The 18266-nt window shown below is 38.7% G+C and carries 17 protein-coding genes; 1 reads left to right on the top strand and 16 read right to left on the bottom strand.

Going from position 1 to position 18266, the window contains the following annotated elements:
• Window positions 1–11 precede the first annotated feature (11 nt).
• The 4 genes from QA539_RS02920 to QA539_RS02905 all read right to left on the bottom strand — a co-directional run bounded on the left by QA539_RS02920 (window position 12) and on the right by QA539_RS02905 (window position 3855).
• On the bottom strand, window positions 12–1202 hold the full coding sequence (locus tag QA539_RS02920) for a phosphoglycerate kinase (RefSeq protein WP_283721804.1): 1191 nt from the start codon (window positions 1200–1202) through the stop codon (window positions 12–14).
• Window positions 1203–1308: 106 nt separating this feature from the next.
• Window positions 1309–2322, bottom strand: coding sequence for a type I glyceraldehyde-3-phosphate dehydrogenase (gap, locus tag QA539_RS02915; RefSeq protein WP_012656429.1), 1014 nt, complete (start codon window positions 2320–2322; stop codon window positions 1309–1311).
• 137 nt (window positions 2323–2459) lie between these two features.
• Window positions 2460–3482, bottom strand: a complete 1023-nt coding sequence (locus tag QA539_RS02910) for a sugar-binding transcriptional regulator (RefSeq protein WP_423245840.1) — start codon at window positions 3480–3482, stop codon at window positions 2460–2462.
• 133 nt (window positions 3483–3615) lie between these two features.
• Complete coding sequence (locus QA539_RS02905; RefSeq protein WP_219494110.1) at window positions 3616–3855, bottom strand: glutaredoxin family protein; 240 nt, start codon at window positions 3853–3855, stop codon at window positions 3616–3618.
• Between the two features lie 161 nt (window positions 3856–4016).
• Between QA539_RS02905 and clpP the strand changes: the two genes are divergently transcribed.
• Complete coding sequence (clpP, locus tag QA539_RS02900) at window positions 4017–4601, top strand: ATP-dependent Clp endopeptidase proteolytic subunit ClpP (RefSeq protein WP_283719990.1); 585 nt, start codon at window positions 4017–4019, stop codon at window positions 4599–4601.
• Window positions 4602–4683: 82 nt separating this feature from the next.
• Here the strand turns inward: clpP and whiA are convergent, their stop codons facing one another.
• The 12 genes from whiA to QA539_RS02840 form a co-directional block, all read right to left on the bottom strand.
• Window positions 4684–5634 carry a DNA-binding protein WhiA gene (whiA, locus tag QA539_RS02895; RefSeq protein WP_219494106.1) on the bottom strand — a complete coding sequence of 317 codons (951 nt, stop codon included), beginning with the start codon at window positions 5632–5634 and terminating at the stop codon, window positions 4684–4686.
• Between the two features lies 1 nt (window position 5635).
• Window positions 5636–6628 (bottom strand): gluconeogenesis factor YvcK family protein, encoded by a 993-nt coding sequence (locus QA539_RS02890; protein WP_283721806.1) that lies wholly within the window; start codon window positions 6626–6628, stop codon window positions 5636–5638.
• Window positions 6615–7523: an RNase adapter RapZ gene (gene rapZ / locus QA539_RS02885; RefSeq protein WP_413474230.1), complete on the bottom strand. Its 909-nt coding sequence runs from the start codon at window positions 7521–7523 to the stop codon at window positions 6615–6617. The genes QA539_RS02890 and rapZ overlap by 14 nt, the downstream gene beginning before the upstream one ends.
• 80 nt (window positions 7524–7603) lie before the next feature.
• Entirely contained in the window at window positions 7604–8533 is a 930-nt protein-coding gene (gene trxB, locus QA539_RS02880; protein WP_219494100.1) for a thioredoxin-disulfide reductase, read from the bottom strand.
• 53 nt (window positions 8534–8586) lie between these two features.
• Window positions 8587–10005 carry a tetratricopeptide repeat protein gene (locus QA539_RS02875; protein WP_219494098.1) on the bottom strand — a complete coding sequence of 473 codons (1419 nt, stop codon included), beginning with the start codon at window positions 10003–10005 and terminating at the stop codon, window positions 8587–8589.
• Between the two features lie 21 nt (window positions 10006–10026).
• A complete protein-coding gene (locus QA539_RS02870) occupies window positions 10027–10500 on the bottom strand; it encodes an acyltransferase (RefSeq protein WP_419895414.1) in 474 nt (157 codons plus the stop codon).
• On the bottom strand, window positions 10478–11317 hold the full coding sequence (lgt, locus tag QA539_RS02865) for a prolipoprotein diacylglyceryl transferase (protein ID WP_419895413.1): 840 nt from the start codon (window positions 11315–11317) through the stop codon (window positions 10478–10480). The genes QA539_RS02870 and lgt overlap by 23 nt, the downstream gene beginning before the upstream one ends.
• 1 nt (window position 11318) lies before the next feature.
• Window positions 11319–12248: an HPr(Ser) kinase/phosphatase gene (gene hprK / locus QA539_RS02860; protein WP_283721808.1), complete on the bottom strand. Its 930-nt coding sequence runs from the start codon at window positions 12246–12248 to the stop codon at window positions 11319–11321.
• Window positions 12249–12403: 155 nt separating this feature from the next.
• Window positions 12404–15223: an excinuclease ABC subunit UvrA gene (gene uvrA, locus QA539_RS02855; RefSeq protein ID WP_419895412.1), complete on the bottom strand. Its 2820-nt coding sequence runs from the start codon at window positions 15221–15223 to the stop codon at window positions 12404–12406.
• Between the two features lie 4 nt (window positions 15224–15227).
• On the bottom strand, window positions 15228–17216 hold the full coding sequence (gene uvrB, locus QA539_RS02850) for an excinuclease ABC subunit UvrB (RefSeq protein WP_423245845.1): 1989 nt from the start codon (window positions 17214–17216) through the stop codon (window positions 15228–15230).
• A gap of 168 nt (window positions 17217–17384) precedes the next feature.
• Window positions 17385–17618, bottom strand: coding sequence for a CsbA family protein (locus QA539_RS02845; protein ID WP_219494086.1), 234 nt, complete (start codon window positions 17616–17618; stop codon window positions 17385–17387).
• Complete coding sequence (locus tag QA539_RS02840; protein ID WP_219494084.1) at window positions 17618–18262, bottom strand: YfbR-like 5'-deoxynucleotidase; 645 nt, start codon at window positions 18260–18262, stop codon at window positions 17618–17620. Before QA539_RS02840 ends, QA539_RS02845 begins: the two co-directional genes overlap by 1 nt.
• Window positions 18263–18266: the final 4 nt, after the last annotated feature.

Here is an 18266-nt window from a genome sequence, read left to right as displayed (position 1 = left end):
AAAACTCCTTTTTATTTGTCAGAAATTGATTTAATACCTGGTAGTTCTTTACCTTCTAAGTACTCTAACGAAGCGCCGCCGCCTGTTGAGATATGCGTGAACTTATCTGCGAATCCAAGGTCCATTGCTGCTGCTGCTGAATCTCCACCGCCGATAATTGTAGTCGCGTCTTTCAATTCAGCAATTGCTTTACATACTCCTACGGTACCTTTCGCAAAATTACTCATTTCGAATACACCCATCGGTCCGTTCCATACGACAGTTTTAGCGCCTTCAAGTTCTTTGCCAAATAATTCAACTGTTTTAGGACCGATATCTAAAGCTTGTAAATCAGCTGGAATGTGATCGATTGCTACTGCTTCTATTTCTCCATCATTTGAGAACTCTTTTGTCACTTTCGCATCAACAGGTAAAACAAGTTTATCTTTACCACGTTCCATTAAACCTTTCGCTAAGTCAATTTTATCTTCCTCTAATAATGAATGACCGATTTCTTTGCCTTGCGCTTTTAAGAAAGTGTACGCCATGCCGCCACCGATCAATACTTTATCAGCTACTTCTAATAAGTTCTCGATAACACCGATTTTATCTGATACTTTCGCACCACCTAAAATGGCAACGAAAGGACGTTCTGGTTTTTCAACGACACCACCGATAAACTTAATTTCTTTTTCCATCAAGAATCCTGCAGCAGTATCTATATGTGTCGCAACACCAACGTTCGATGCATGCTCACGGTGGGCAGTACCGAACGCATCATTCACAAATACATCTCCAAGTGATGCCCAATACTTCCCAAGTTGCGCATCGTTCTTACTTTCTTTCTTACCATCAACATCTTCGAAACGTGTGTTTTCGAATAATAATACTTCACCTGATTGTAATGCATTAATTGCTGATTCTAACTTTTCTCCACGTGTTTCAGCTACAAACTGAACATCTTTTTCGAGTAGTTCTGATAAACGATTTGCTACAGGTTGAAGTGATAAATTCGCCTTATCTTCTTCGGTTTTCACTTTACCAAGGTGAGAGAATAATATCACTTTCCCGCCTTGTTCGATAATATATTTAATAGTAGGTAATGCTTCAACGATACGATTATCGTTCGTAATGTTCCCATCTTTCATCGGTACATTGAAATCAGCACGCACGAGTACTTTTTTATCTTTTAACTCTAAATCTGAAACAACCTTTTTAACCATGTTATGGCCTCCTAATAATATATTCTTACAATATAATTATACCAAATAACTTATTAAAAAAAGCAGGAGAAGCGAAATCTTCCCCCGCTTACGCGTGAATAAACTATTATTTAGCTTGTGCTTGTTCAGCTAAGAATTCTAATGTACGAACTAATTGTGCAGTGTAGCTCATTTCGTTATCGTACCAAGCAACTGTCTTAACCATTTGGTGTTCACCAACAGTCATTACACGTGTTTGTGTTGCATCGAATAATGAACCGTAAGTAATACCGATGATGTCTGATGATACGATTTCGTCTTCAGTGTAACCGAATGATTCGTTAGAAGCAGCTTTCATTGCAGCATTTACTTCTTCAACTGAAACTTCTTTTTCTAAGATTGTAGTTAACTCAGTTACTGAACCTGTTGGAACTGGAACACGTTGCGCTGATCCATCTAATTTACCTTTTAATTCAGGGATAACTAAACCGATTGCTTTTGCAGCACCTGTTGAGTTAGGTACGATGTTGTTCGCTGCTGCACGTGCACGACGGAAGTCACCTTTTGCGTGTGGTGCATCTAATGTGTTTTGATCACCAGTAAATGCGTGAACTGTCATCATTAAACCTTCGATAATTCCGAATTCGTCGTTTAATACTTTAGCCATTGGTGCTAAACAGTTTGTAGTACATGAAGCTCCTGAAACGATCTCTTCTGAACCATCTAATACGTCATGGTTAACGTTATATACTACAGTTTTTAAGTCACCTTTTGCTGGCGCTGAAATTAATACTTTTTTAGCGCCTGCTTCGATATGCGCTTGAGCTTTTTCTTTATCTGTGAAGAAACCAGTACATTCTAAAACTACGTCGATTCCAAGTTCGCCCCATGGTAATTCAGCAGGGTTAGGATTTTCGAATGATTTAACTTCGCGACCGTTGACACGGAATCCACCTTCAATAACTTCAACTTCTTCTTTGAAACGCCCTTGTGTTGTATCATATTTTAATAAATGCGCTAACATTTTATCGTCTGTTAAATCGTTAACCGCTACTACTTCAATACCTTCTACCTCTTGTAATCTTCTGAATGCTAAACGTCCGATTCTACCAAACCCGTTAATTGCTACTTTTACTGCCATAATGTATGGCCTCCTTTAAATGTCTATTTTTAAGGGGTATACCCTTTACTACCAACTTCATCATACATCCTTATTATAATCAAAATACACAGAAAAATAAAAATATTACACTTCTGATATTAAGATTTCCTTTGAAACTACTGATTCATCAGCCAGTTACCTACAACTGAATCTGTAATCAATACTGTATGCTTCGGAGCTATCTTCAGATAGGAAGCTATCGCTTCTTTCTTACTATTTCCTCCTGCTACAGCAATGATTCTTTTATCTTCAGTAAGATCATCAAGATGTATACCAATTGTTCTTACACGATAAACGATGTTGCCATCCTCATCAAAATAATAACCGAAAGCTTCGGCAACAGCATTGCCATCCATCAGTTTCTTCATAACTTGTGGTGACGAGTGTCTTCGTTCCGCCATCTTCTGAGCTGAACCAATGCCATGCAGTACAATATCTGCCTGTTGAATATGATGTAATACACGTCTAACAGACTGTTCTTCAAGAAGTGCATTATAACCTGCTTCACTTACTTGGTCCGGGACATAAAGAACTTCGAACGTCCCACCCGTCTGTTCAGCCATCAAATGCGTTATCGCATTAGCTTGAAAAGAAACTTCTTCACCTAATCCGCCACGCGCAGGAATAAAATTGATAGATTTATCTGTAGGACGCATTGAACGCGCAATGTGTGCCATTGTGGATCCTCCAGTTACAGTTACTCTAGTCCCATCTTCAAAACAGCTTTCTAGATACTCGCTTGTCGCCTGACCCATCCTAAGCTTCACTTCATCATCGATGTCTGCATCACCACTTACAACGATCACCTTTTGAATAGCAAAACGACTTTCAATTGCATGTGCAATATGTTCTAGCCTAGTCAAACTATCCATAGAAGCTTTCATCTTGTAAAGCACATCTTCGCCACTTTCAGTTACTGACATTCCTTTAGACGTAATGATAATCAAACCCTGTGTTTTTAATATATCCGTCTCAGTTCTAAGGATGCGTTCACTGAGGTGAACCGTTTCACTAAGTGCCCGTCTGCCAATCGGCTGTTGCAGCTCAATTGCAGAGAGTATTTGAAATCTTCGGTACATCTTGTCAACTAAATCAGGGACAAGCTTCTTTTGAACCTCAAATAAAGCATTCAAATACATCCCTCCTCAATTAGTTATGGACAAAATTTGTCCCGCTCGGGTCAAAAAGTAACTTGCGTTACACATACATAATAGCAAGTCCATCTATAGTAAGCAAGTAAAAGCTCCTAAAAAAATAATGAATACGCTTTCTTCAGTTATCGCTTAAATATTCCAGAATGGTCACAAAATCAATCTGGCCTTCCTGTATCACAACATCATTATGTAATAGTACTGGAATCGACATGAAATATTGCACTTCTAATGCTGGATCGCTCGTAATATTGATTTCGTTCACAGTGAAATCAATATCTTCTTGTGCTAGGGCAATTTGAATCTTTGCATCATTACAAAGTCCACATTGATTTCCTACTAATAAAGTAAGTTCTTTCATAAATACACTCCTTTTAATGTGATTTCGACCTAAATAATACTATAATATTAGCAGTAACGTTAAAAATATGAATGATATGAGCGCTTTTTTTGACTATCTTTGACTTTATAGTGTATATTAAATTTAACGAACTTTAAACGAATCTTAAGGAGGATTTACTAATGAACTTAATACCTACAGTAATTGAATCAACAAATCGCGGAGAACGCGCATATGATATTTATTCACGTCTGTTAAAGGACCGTATCATTATGTTAGGATCGGCTATCGATGACAACGTGGCAAACTCTATCGTATCTCAATTATTATTCCTACAAGCACAAGATGCTGAGAAAGATATCTACCTATACATCAACTCACCAGGTGGTAGCGTGACTGCTGGTATGGCTATCTATGATACAATGCAGCACATCAAACCTGATGTACAGACAATCTGTATCGGTATGGCAGCATCGATGGGATCATTCCTACTCGCAGCGGGTACAAAAGGAAAAAGATTCGCTCTACCGAATGCTGAAGTTATGATTCATCAGCCATTAGGTGGCGCACAAGGGCAAGCAACCGAAATTGAAATTGCTGCACGACACATTTTAAAAACTCGCGAAAAATTAAATCGCATCTTAGCTGAACGTACAGGTCAACCTATCGAAAAGATTGAAAAAGACACAGATCGTGATAATTTCTTAACAGCTGATGAAGCGAAAGCTTATGGCTTGATCGACGAAGTTATGCATCCAGCAGAATAAAGATATAAAAATAGCGTGTACTAAGTAAAAGCTCTTAGTACACGCTATTTTTTTGTAGTTAAAATGGAAAATAACTAATATTTTATTTCTTCAATTCAATATGTTCCCCATTTCTTAATTTCTCAGCAATCTCATCTATCTTTCTTAATCGATGATTCACTCCCGACTTCGATATCACACCGGTAGAAACCATCTCGCCAAGTTCTTTCAAGGAGATATCCTGATGTTGCACACGCAGTCTCGCAATCTCTCTTAATCGTTCTGGAAGTTCATCGATACCAACTTCTTCATCAATCAATCGAATATTCTCTACTTGGCGCATCGCAGCACCAATCGTCTTATTTAAGTTGGCCGTTTCACAATTGACAAGACGATTCACGGAATTTCGCATATCTCTGACAATCCTCACATCTTCAAACTTAAGTAATGCCTGATATCCACCTATAATACTCAGAAAGTCTGAGATTTTTTCCGCTTCTTTTAAGTACGAAATATATCCTTTCTTACGTTCCAAAGTCTTCGCATTCAGTCCATAACCATTCATCATTTCTGTTAATCCTTCAGAATGACTTTCATATAACGAGAATATTTCAAGATGATACGAAGATGTCTCTGGGTTATTCACAGATCCTCCTGCTAAAAATGCCCCTCTTAAATAGCTGCGTTTACAACATTCCTCTTTGATCAGTGATTGATCGATATGCTGCACAAACTGGCCATCTTGCAATATGCTTAGTTCATCAAGAATTTCTTTTGTCTTCATCTTGATGCGGCAAATATAGACATTATTTTTCTTTAATTTCATTTTCTTACGTACGAGTAATTCAATATCAACACCGAATATTTTCTTTGTCAAACTATATACACGTCGTGCAATGGCTGCGTTTTCTGATTGTACATTAATCACCCACTGCATATTCTGTATATTTAAATTTCCGTTCATCCGAATGAGCGCGGCAAGTTCTGCTTTACTACAGCAGAGATCTGTCTCTATCCGCGTCAATTCATTCTTCATCTCTGAAGCAAATGACAATTTATTCTCCCTCTTTCTGAGTGAATTCAATTGTACTGATTTCACTTAATGCTAATTCATAAATCATTTCAGCGAGCACTTCATTATTATGACGTACCGCACCTTCCTCGTTGATTTCAACGAGATTATCATCTGTGATAAGCGTGATTCCCAAACGTTTAATATTCTCAGAGTCACACGTTACAAATTTTGAATTACGCTTTTCATAATTCTCATTAATCTTATTTTGAAGTACAAGTTCATTGGCAATGACAAACTGAATAAATGGGAAGGCAACATGTTTATGAATCGCTTCTATATGGTCTGATACCGAGTAATCTGTCGTTTCACCTGGTTGTGTCATAATATTAGAAACGTAGAGCTTCTTCGCTTTACTTTCAATAACAGCGTCCCCTAGTTCACGGATGACTAAGTTTGGAATGATACTTGTATAAAGACTGCCTGGTCCCAATACAATGAGATCCGCCTCCAGAACTGCATCTATAGCTTCTTGCATCGGTTTGATATATCCAGGTGTCAAGAAGACACTATCTATTCTTTTGAACTTTAAAGGAATAAGAGATTCCCCGACAACAATTTCACCGTCTTCCATTACGGCATTCAATATCGGACTTGTATTTGTCGAAGGAATCACCGTCCCTTTAACGTTCAATATTTTACTTAGTTCTTTGACAGCATGACCGAAATCATCCGTGACGTCTGTCATTGCTGCAATCATTAAGTTGCCTACAGGATGCCCTCCGAGTGTATCCGAATTAAAGCGATACTGAAATAATTTCTCAAGCATGGGTTCTACGTCACTTAAGGCTGCAAGTACATTCCTAATATCTCCAGGTGCAGGGATATCCATGACATCTCTTATCTTACCTGTACTTCCTCCATCATCTGCAACAGTTACAATGGCGGTGATATCAACAGGATATTCTTTAAGCCCTCTCGCCATAACTGAAAGACCTGTACCCCCACCGATAAGACAGACTTTAAGCCTTTTCATTGATCGTTCCCTCAATAAGTGCATCTCTGTGGCGAGTATGAAGCTCAAAGTCAAAGAAGTCCTTTAATTCATTACTGATACGTTCACTTAATGCAACTGAACGGTGCTGTCCACCTGTACATCCGATAGCGATGACAACTTGACTTTTACCTTCGCGCATATAACCAGGAATGACGAACTTCAGCAGATCGATTAATTTCTGGTAGAACATTTCAGTCTCTTTCCATTTCATGACATAGTCATATACAAGGGGATCGAGACCTGTTAATTTTCTCATTTCTTCTATGTAATATGGATTCGGTAAAAACCTCACATCGAATACGATATCAGCATCGATGGGCAATCCATGCTTGAAGCCGAAACTCATCACATTAATCGTGAATATATTATCTTTGCCAGATCCAAAGATTTCAATCACTTTAGAGCGCAATGCTTTTGGCTTATACTCAGAGGTATCAATAATGTGTGTTGCAACCCCTCTTAAATCAGCAAGCAGCATTCTCTCCTCCTGAATCGCATCAATCAATGAAATGTTATCCTGAAGCGGATGTGTACGTCTTGTTTCTTTATAACGAGAAACTAATATTTGATCGCTTGCTTCGACGAATAAAACTTGTACGAGTACTTCATTTAGATTGATAATATTTTGAATTTCTTCTTGTAAACTATTAAAGAAATCTTTCCCACGCAAGTCAATCCCGATAGCTACGCGTGACAGAGATTCTGTATTATTATTCATCAGTTCGATAAACTTCGGCAGCAATATAGGGGGCAGGTTATCAACACAGAAATAACCTAAGTCTTCAAGACATTGAATTGCTACACTTTTCCCCGCACCGCTCATTCCAGTGACAACAACCAGTCGTTTATATGTATCTTCGTTCGACATATACATTCCTCCTCATCTTAATTTCATTCTACATGAATTCATAAAAATAGACACGCACAAAATGCGTATCTATTTTTATGAATATATTAATCATTCAAGCTTTCAATATAATGCTGAGCATTCTGTGCAGCAATACTGCCGTCACCTGTCGCTGTTACGATTTGACGAAGCTTCTTCTGTCTAACGTCACCAGCAGCGAATATTCCAGGAATATTCGTCTCCATCTCTTCATTCGTCATAATATAGCCAATTTCGTCAGTTATACCAAGATGCTGGAATGGTTTTGTCAGTGGCTGCATACCGATATAGATGAATACTCCATCTGTTTCAACATCTGTCTCTTTACCTTCATTATCGATCAATGTTACAGATCCGACTTTTCCTTCTTTTTCGTTGATTGATTTTAACGTACTATTCCAGATAAAATCAATCTTATCATTTTTAAATGCACGTTCCTGAAGAATTTTCTGAGCTCTTAATGTATCTCTTCTATGCACGATTGTTACTTTGTCTGCATATTTCGTTAAATATACACCCTCTTCAACTGCAGAATCTCCCCCACCAATTACTACTAAGTTCTTCTGCTTGAAGAATGCACCATCACACACAGCACAGTAAGATACACCACGTCCACCAAGCTCTGATTCTCCTGGCACACCAATTTTCTTATATTCTGCACCTGTCGCAATAATAACAGCTTTTGCTTTTAACTGCTTGTCACCTAAATCCACAATCTTGTCATCGCCTTCAACAGTAATATTTTTAATATCACCATAAGTATATTCTGCACCGAATTTCTGTGCATGAGAGAACATCTTCGTTGAAAGGTCAGGTCCTGTGATCAAATCAAATCCAGGAAAATTTTCGACATCTGCAGTATTGGCCATCTGTCCACCAGGCATACCACGTTCAATCATAATCGTAGATAGGTTTGCTCTAGACGCATAGACTGCTGCTGTCATCCCGGCTGGACCAGCACCAACAATGATTACGTCATATTCTTTAATTTCACTCATAATTATACCTCCATGTTTGTTCAGTACTTATAATATACATGAATTCCAGATTTTTAAATATTATTTTGCTTGAACTGTTCATACACCTTCATAAAATGGTAGCGCGTCGTGTTAAATTTTTCTATCACCGCACGTTTTGATAATTTTTCATTTCGTGCTCTTTCAAATAAGAAGTAGCAAACCGCTGTATATGCATTGATCTGCTTAAGATTTAATTTTTTGTCTATGATGGCCTCTGCCATATCAATCCATCGCTCCATCAGCTCCAGCCTGCCATCCTGATCATAGATTAATTCAAGACCTCTATGAATGAAGTCTAGTTTAACAAGCTGAATATTATGAAAGATATAAGAGAGATATAACTTTTCGTAATCTCCCATCTCTTCAAGCTGATTCCATACTTTCTGATTGATCATCAACGTCTTATCCTTGAGACGCGATAACAGAAAGATGCCAATAATACGACGGTGCTGATCTTCACTATTTAAAAGCGGCATAACATCATCCATAATATAGGCTTCACCTTCAGCCATCTTACGTGGACTTACACCAGGGTGGCTTACAATCTCACCGAGCTGCTGAAAGAACATATCAGACTGCGATACATAACCAAGTGCATAGCTTGAATAACTTAACGCATGCAGCATCTGTGAACTGTGAAACTTTCCTTTTTGATATAGTGGAAACAGCAGTTGATAGGATTCTGTATATTCCTTCAGGAAACTAAGTACGATACCCAGTTTAAATTTTTCGTCATCGTTAATCGGGATAATCGTTCTAAGTTTCTTCAAATAGGATTCATAAGTTTTCGTCTGATGTGTATTGTATAGCAGTAAAGTATAGTGACAGAGCGCATTAATATCAGCAGGATTTTCCTCAAGTAATTGCTTTAATATCTTTGCCGCTTCATGGTACTTGCTATTAAATAGTAAAGTCATGGCCTTCAAATTGCGCACTTCAGTACGCATCTGAATATTATAAGGCTGAAAATCAATCCATTCTAAGGCAAGATCATAATTCATATGCTCAAAAAAATACTGAAAGATGTAATGGACAACAAAGTTTTCACTTTCTATCTCTACTTTAGTGACGTCATTATAAACGACTTCAAACATTTTTTTCAGCTCGTCAAGATATACATGGTCATCTGTGAGCAGACAATAATACATACCGAATAAAAAGGCTTTATTAGGATCACGTTGTCTAATAAAGAGCTGGCTCAGATCATAGAAGACATCTTCTTCATTAAAATCATCTTTAAAATAATCTATTAGATAATGCTGTGCTTTATCGAAATTACCAAGTTCCGAAAAACAAAAAGCAATGTGCTGTACTGTATCGTATCTGAGATTTAAATCCAGTGATTTTATGAAGAATGAGATGGCCTCTTCGTAATGATGTTCACTCTGCTTCTTTACTCCAATTTGATAATATTCATCTTCAGTTGCTGGAAAACGGATAACATTACTCATCCATCTCACCTCCGTTCGTTATTATTTTATGTGCATCGGATTACCGTATACAAAGGCATTCGCAGGAATATCTTTCGATACAACTGTCATTGCGCCAACCTTCGCACCATCACCTATTGTGACCCCCGGCAAGACTGTAACATTTGCACCAATTAATACATTTCTACCAATCGTAATCTTTCCAGTGCGATACTCGTCCGTCAAATATTCATGTGCAAGTAACGTTGCATTATACCCAATGATTGAGTTATCACCTATTTTTATCAGTTCAGGAAACATCAGATCAGGCATCGCCTTATAAGCAAATGACACATGATGTCCGAGCTGCATCTTCAGACATTTACTGAACAGGTAATGTTTCCATTTCACTGATGGCAGAATGCGACACAATTCAATAACAACAAAGTTACGGCTAACCTTAAAGAATGAGACCGTCTTATACATCTGCCATAACGGGTTAGGCCCCTCTAATCTATAGCGATTTAACTGACGCATAAGCGGAGCTCCTTATAGGTTCATTTACTTCACCATAACGCGGCAGTCGATATTTATAATTACGATAGAGCCATATTAAAGTCGCTGCAATCATAATCACGATCGAAATCACTTGGGCAATACGCAGATTTGATGTGAGCATCAAACTATCTGTTCTTAATCCTTCCACAAACACACGCCCAATCGAATACCATATCGTATATAAAAGAAATGTCTGACCAATCTTCAGTCGTTTACGTATCAATAATAATATAACAAATCCTGTGAAGCTCCATAACGATTCATAGAGGAAGGTCGGATGATAATATGCTCCACCAATATTCATCTGATCGATTATAAATTTTGGTAAATGCAATGACTCCAGAAAACTTCTTGAAACCATACCACCATGAGCTTCCTGATTCATAAAGTTTCCCCACCTACCAATTGCCTGTCCGAGAATGATACTCGGTGCCGCAATATCTCCAAGCTGAAAAAACGATATTCCTTTCTTTTTACATAAGAAATATGCCATACCAATTGCACCGATCAAACCACCGTGTATTGCTATGCCACCGTTCATAATCAACGGAATTTCAGAAAAATGATCCTGATAATAATCCCATTTAAATAATACATAATAGATACGAGCACAAATTATCCCCGAAATGATAGACCACATAACAATATCGATCAACGTATCTTCTTTAAAATGCTTTTTTTCTGTCTCTTTTTGAGCGATAAGATATCCGACTAAAATACCAAATGCAATAATAATACCGTACCATCTTACAGGATAGCCAAAGAGCTCGAATGCAACTGGATTAAATGGTGTCATGTTAAATCTCCTTTATCGACTGCTTTCTAATTTGTTCATTCAGGCGTTCATTAAAATCTTTTGCGGTGTTTGTTCCCATCTTATTGAGACGATAGTTCATCGCAGCAACTTCTATGATTACTGCTAAGTTACGCCCTGGTCTGATAGGGATCGTCTTCTTCGTAATTTGAGAATCAAGGATCGATAATTTTTCTTCGATTAATCCTATGCGGTCGTAAACTTTATCTTTATCCCATGTTTCTAGATTCATATTGAGCATTAGACGTTTCTCTGGAAGGACACTCCCTGCGCCAAATAAGGTCATTACATTGATGATTCCTAGTCCTCTAATTTCAAGAAGATGTTCTATCAGCTTTGGTGCTTTGCCCATCAGTACATTACGTGAAACTTCCTTTATCTCCACATTGTCATCTGCAACGAGTCGATGTCCACGCTTGACAAGTTCCAGTGCTGTCTCACTCTTACCTACTCCAGAATCACCGGTAATCAATACACCTACCCCATATACATCGACCAGAACTCCGTGCATCGTCGTTTCAGGCGCAAGCTCACTCTCAAGATAAGATGTAATCTTGCTGATTAAACTTGTCGTCGCTTCTTTGCTCTGCAGGAGTGGTGTCCCTTTACGATTACATGCATCGATTAGTTCCTGCGGGGCCGGAATGTTTCTTGTTAAGATAATACACGGTGTTTCCTTACGACAAAGCTTTACCATTCGTTCTGCACGTTCTTCCTTCGACAACGTTTCAAAGAAAGACATCTCAGTCGTCCCCAGTATTTGTATGCGATCGGAAGAATAGTGAGAGAAGAAGCCTGCCATCTCAAGGCCCGGTCGCGAAATATCTGCATTAGCCACCGGGATTTCTATTGCGACATTGCCCGCTAAAAACTTAAGGTCAAATTTATCAATTAGTTCTATACTTGTTATCATAATTATCCTCACTTTCTCTTATCATTTATATTAAATAACTTTATATCAATTTACAATTCATAATCACCAACAAAACCCGAGCGCTGCAGAAAATTATTAACAATTTCTACAGCGCCCGGGTTTAGCTAGAGATGATTTGACAATGATCTCAACAGTTATTTCTCTATATGATGTTTTAAATATTGACCTGTGTATGACTCACGCACTTGCATAATCTGTTCTGGAGTGCCGCTTGCGATAATCTGTCCACCGTTATCTCCACCTTCTGGACCGAGGTCAACAATGTAATCGGCCATCTTGATGACGTCCAGATTATGCTCGATGATCAGAACCGTATCCCCATTGTCAACAAGTTGCTGCAAAACTTTCAGTAGCCTTGCAATATCATCAACGTGTAATCCAGTCGTCGGTTCATCTAGAATATATAACGTTTTACCTGTACTGCGTTTATGCAGTTCCGAAGCTAATTTGACACGTTGTGCCTCACCCCCTGAAAGTGTTGTAGCAGGTTGTCCAAGCTGAATATATCCTAGTCCGACGTCCATGATGGTCTTAAGTTTACGCTTAATCTTAGGAATGTTCTCAAAGAAATGATACGCATCTTCTATCGTCATCTCGAGTACATCTGCAATATTCTTATCTTTATATTTCACTTCCAGCGTTTCACGATTATAGCGTTTGCCATGGCAGACTTCGCATGGCACATAGACGTCAGGAAGAAAGTGCATCTCTATCTTGATAATGCCGTCTCCGTGACAAGCCTCACAGCGTCCGCCTTTAACGTTAAAGCTGAATCGACCTTTTTGATAGCCTCTTAACTTCGCTTCATTCGTCTGCGCAAAGACATCACGTATATCATCAAAGAGACTCGTATACGTCGCAGGATTTGAACGTGGTGTTCTACCTATAGGAGATTGATCAATATCGATTATCTTATCAATATGCTCTATCCCCTTTACCGCTTTATGAGGTCCCGGTTTTTCTTTCGATTTATATAGCTTCTGAGCAAGTGCCTTATACAGCACATCGTTAACAAGCGTACTCTTTCCGGAACCGGAGACTCCGGTTACCACCGTCATCATACCCAGTGGAATCTGAACGTCCACGTCCTTCAAGTTATTACTTATTGCACCTTCTACCGATAAGAATCTTCCATCCGGTGTACGTCTTTTTTCAGGAAGCTCTATTTTTTTTGCACCGCTCAAATACTGACCTGTCAGCGATTTCTTGTTCTTCATCACTTGCTTAGGTGTACCTTGTGCGACAATCTCTCCTCCGTGCACGCCGGCTCCTGGACCAATGTCAATCAAATAATCAGCGGCAAGCATCGTATCTTCATCATGTTCAACGACAATAAGGGTATTCCCAATATCTCTCATCGATTTCAATGTATCAATGAGACGGTCGTTATCTCTCTGATGCAGACCTATGGACGGTTCATCCAGAACATACATTACACCTGTTAATCTTGAACCAATCTGCGTTGCAAGTCGGATACGTTGGGCTTCTCCACCAGAAAGCGTTCCTGCTGTTCTATTTAAAGTGAGGTATTCCAGCCCTACATTATATAAGAACGCCAACCTTTCAGTGATTTCTTTCAGCACGAGTTCAGCAATTTGCTGTTCTTTCTTTGAAAGTTCAAGCTTACTGAAATATTGTAATGCCTCTCTGATAGATAACGTTACAACTTCTCCTATATGCTGATTATTAATCTTAACACTCATCGCTTCTTCAGAAAGACGATAGCCATGACACGTATCACAGACCTCATCCACCATATATTTCTTCATCTGTTCACGTGTATATTCTGAAGGACTTTCCTTGTATCTACGTTCGATATTATTCACAATACCTTCAAACTTCATTACACGTTTACGTGATACACCATTATCCTGTCTGAATGTAAAGGAAATATCGTCTGAATGTCCATACAGGATGATGTCCTGATCTTTCTTAGATAAATCTCTAAAAGGTGCTTTCATAGAAATTCCAAAATGTTTACATGCCTGCTTGAGTAATGTCGGATAATAGTTCGAACTGATGGGCTCCCATGGCACTAATGCACCATTTGTTAATGATTTGCTATCATCAGGAATGACAAGATTTAAATCAACTGTTAATTTTGTACCTAGTCCATCACAATCGGGACATGCACCAAACGGGCTATTAAACGAGAACATTCGAGGTTCTAGCTTATCTATTGAAAATCCACAAATTGGACAGGCATGATGCTCTGAAAACTTCAATTCATCTCCGTCGATCAAATCAATGACAACGTTACCTTCTGCAAGTTTCAATGCATTTTCGAGAGAATCTGCCAGGCGGGTCTCAATGCCTGGTTTCACAACAAGTCGGTCTACGATAACATGGATATCATGATTTGTATTTTTATTGAGATCGATTGTTTCAGAAGCATCATAAACTTCACCATCTACCATGATACGTGCATATCCTTTTTTTGAGATCTCTTCTATGAGTTTCTTGTGCGTTCCCTTTCGGCCCTGCACTATTGGAGCCATAACTTGTATCTTTGTTCTTTCCTCTAATGCCATAACTTGATCCACCATCTGCTGTACCGTCTGTGACTCGATAGGGATACCATGATTCGGACAATAAGGTGTGCCGATTCTAGCATATAGCAGTCTTAAATAATCATAAATTTCTGTAACAGTTGCAACTGTACTTCTCGGGTTCTTACTTGTTGTCTTCTGGTCAATCGAAATTGCAGGGGATAAACCTTCTATCGTATCCACATCCGGTTTATCCATCTGTCCTAAGAATTGTCTGGCATATGCACTCAATGATTCCACATATCTACGCTGACCTTCAGCATAGATGGTATCGAATGCAAGACTAGATTTACCTGAACCTGATAATCCTGTCATAACAATGAGTTTATCTCTCGGAATTTCAATATCAACATTCTTTAAATTATGCGCTCTTGCGCCTTTGACGATAATAGATTTATTCTTCATCCGCTCACCCTTCTGCTTTTAACTCAAACAGTGCATCTCTGAGTTCTGTAGCACGTTCAAAATCTAAAGCTTTTGCCGCTTCTTTCATTTCATGTTCAAGCTGCTCTATTGTACGTGATCTTTCCTTCTTCGTTAATTTCTTCTTCTGTACGGGTTTTTGTTCCTCATCTGTTTCTAATGTGGCACTGATGACATCACGAATCTTCTTATTGATGGTTGTCGGAGTTATTCCATGTTCTTCATTATATGCTTCTTGTATCGAACGACGACGTGATGTTTCATCAATCGCAAACTGCATAGACTCTGTTATCTTATCTGCATACATAATGACGCGCCCCTGTTCATTTCGGGCAGCACGTCCAATCGTCTGAATCAATGAACGCTGACTGCGCAAAAATCCTTCTTTGTCCGCATCTAATATCGCGACGAGCGACACTTCGGGAATATCCAGACCTTCTCTAAGCAGGTTGATGCCGACCAATACATCAAATACTCCTAGTCTTAGATCACGGATAATCTCTATACGCTCTAACGTCTTAATCTCTGAATGCAGGTAATTAACTTTTATTCCAGCTTCTTTTAAGTAAATTGTTAAGTCTTCACTCATTTTCTTAGTAAGTGTCGTAATAAGTACACGCTCATTCTTTTCGATACGCACACGAATCTCTTCCATCAAATCATCTATCTGATGTTGTGATGGTCGCACTTCTATAATAGGATCCAGCAATCCTGTCGGTCGGATAATTTGTTCCACCATCTCGTCTGTATGCTCAATCTCATAAGGACCAGGTGTAGCAGAAACATAGAGAAACTGATGTCCTTTTTGTTCAAACTCTTCAAACTTCAGCGGACGATTATCCAGCGCGCTCGGCAATCTGAAACCATGCTCTACGAGAACATTCTTTCTCGCCTGATCCCCATTATACATACCACGAACTTGTGGCACCGTAACATGAGACTCATCCATCATGATCAGCCAGTCGTCACCGAAATAATCCAGCAACGTATATGGCGTCGACCCTCTAGGTCTTAAAGTCAGATGTAAAGAATAGTTTTCTATTCCTGAGCAAAAGCCCATTTCTCGCATCATTTCAAGATCGTAATTCGTACGTTGTTCAAGTCTCTGTGCCTCAAGCAGCTTCCCCTCGTCACGAAACTTCTTCAGTTGTTCCTCTAGTTCCTTCTCTATTCTTTCAATCGCAAGCTTCATCTTCTCTTCACGTGTGACGAAGTGACTTGCCGGGAATATCGCAAAGTGCTCTCGTTCTTTCAGCACTTCACCTGTTAAATAATTGATTTCACGTATGCGTTCTATCTCATCACCGAAGAACTCGATACGTATACACTGCTCATCACGAGATGCAGGAAAGATTTCCACAACATCTCCTCGAACACGAAATGTACCACGACGAAAATCTATATCATTACGCGTATACTGCACATCTACAAGCTTGCGTAATAATTGGTTGCGTTCCATCTCCATACCTACACGTACGCTGACAACAAGATCCCGATACTCTTCTGGGTTCCCTAAACCATATATACAGCTGACGGAAGAAATAATAATCACATCATCACGCTCAAATAAGGCACTTGTCGCTGAGTGACGTAACTTATCAATTTCATCGTTAATCGATGCGTCTTTCTCTATAAATGTATCTGTAGAAGGTACATAAGCTTCGGGCTGATAATAATCATAGTAACTTACAAAATATTCAACTCTGTTCTCTGGGAAAAACTCTTTAAACTCACTATAGAGCTGACCTGCTAATGTTTTATTATGCGCCATGATCAGCGTAGGTTTACCGATACGTTCAATGACATTACTCATCGTAAACGTCTTCCCTGTACCAGTAGCACCCAATAACGTCTGATAGCGTTTACCTTCTTTGATTCCTTGTACGATTTTCTCTATCGCATCAGGCTGATCTCCTGCTGGCTGATAGTCTGAATGTATCTTAAAGTCATGATGTTCCATACGTCCCCTCCTCATCGATTTACATTTTACCAAAATATACGCTTAAGGTACAAACATTTGTTCGTAAATCTTCATTCGTTTAACGTGCATCATATGACAAAACCCGATAAACGTATAGACACTATTAAATGTCTTGCATTTACCGGATTCTATTTTGAAAAGTCGCCTTTAGTATTCAACTTCCTATGTTTGATTATCTTTATCCAGGTTGTACATCTCTACGAACAAATAGCCGACTATCAGGCTCAGCGTATCTAAAAACACAATCATCTGTGAATGAAAGAATCCTTTGTAAACAGATACGCCGATAACAATAACCGACAACAGTAATCCTGTATATTTATTACGTACAATCATACTGAAACAAATCACCAGAAATGCAGGTAATGTACATGCTAATATATACCATATTGTCATTATATATTGTCCTTTTGCTGCAAGATTGCCATCGTTATTTCACGCAGTTCAGATCTTGGAATAAATTTCTCCTGAAGCATATCCGGAAGAATATTATCCAGAAAATCCTGCACACAATAAAGGTGCTTGAATTTTATAATCGTTCTTAAACTTTTGTCATAAATTTCAAAGTATAATGGTTCTGGGTTCCGCTTTTGAATCTCTCCAAAAGATTCATATAACAAATCAATCTTATCTGCTACAGACAGAATCTGACCTTCAAGTGTATCGTCTTTACCTTCTTTTAAGCGTTCTCGATATATTTCTCTATAAGCTTCCGGAAACTCACTGTCAATAAACTTACCGATCATTTCTTCTTCAACTTCACTGAATAAGCGTTTCAATTCTTTCGACGCATATTTAACAGGCGTCTTTATATCTCCGGTGAAGATTTCAGGGTAATCATGGTTTAATGCTTTCTCATATACATTTTTCCAGTTAATCTCTGCGCCATGATACTCCTCGACAGTTGCTAAGTATTGTGCAATCTTAGTGACCTTAAATGAATGTGCGGCAACATTATGTTCCTGGTATTTAAATTTGCCGGGACATCGTATTAACTTTTCCAGATCCGACAAACTTTTGAAATATTGATGGACACCCATTGAA

The organism is Macrococcus psychrotolerans (assembly GCF_038095555.1).
Lineage (GTDB): Bacteria > Bacillota > Bacilli > Staphylococcales > Staphylococcaceae > Macrococcoides > Macrococcoides psychrotolerans.
Note: the sequence above shows the minus strand (reverse complement) of the source record. Positions and strands in the feature narration are given on the sequence as shown.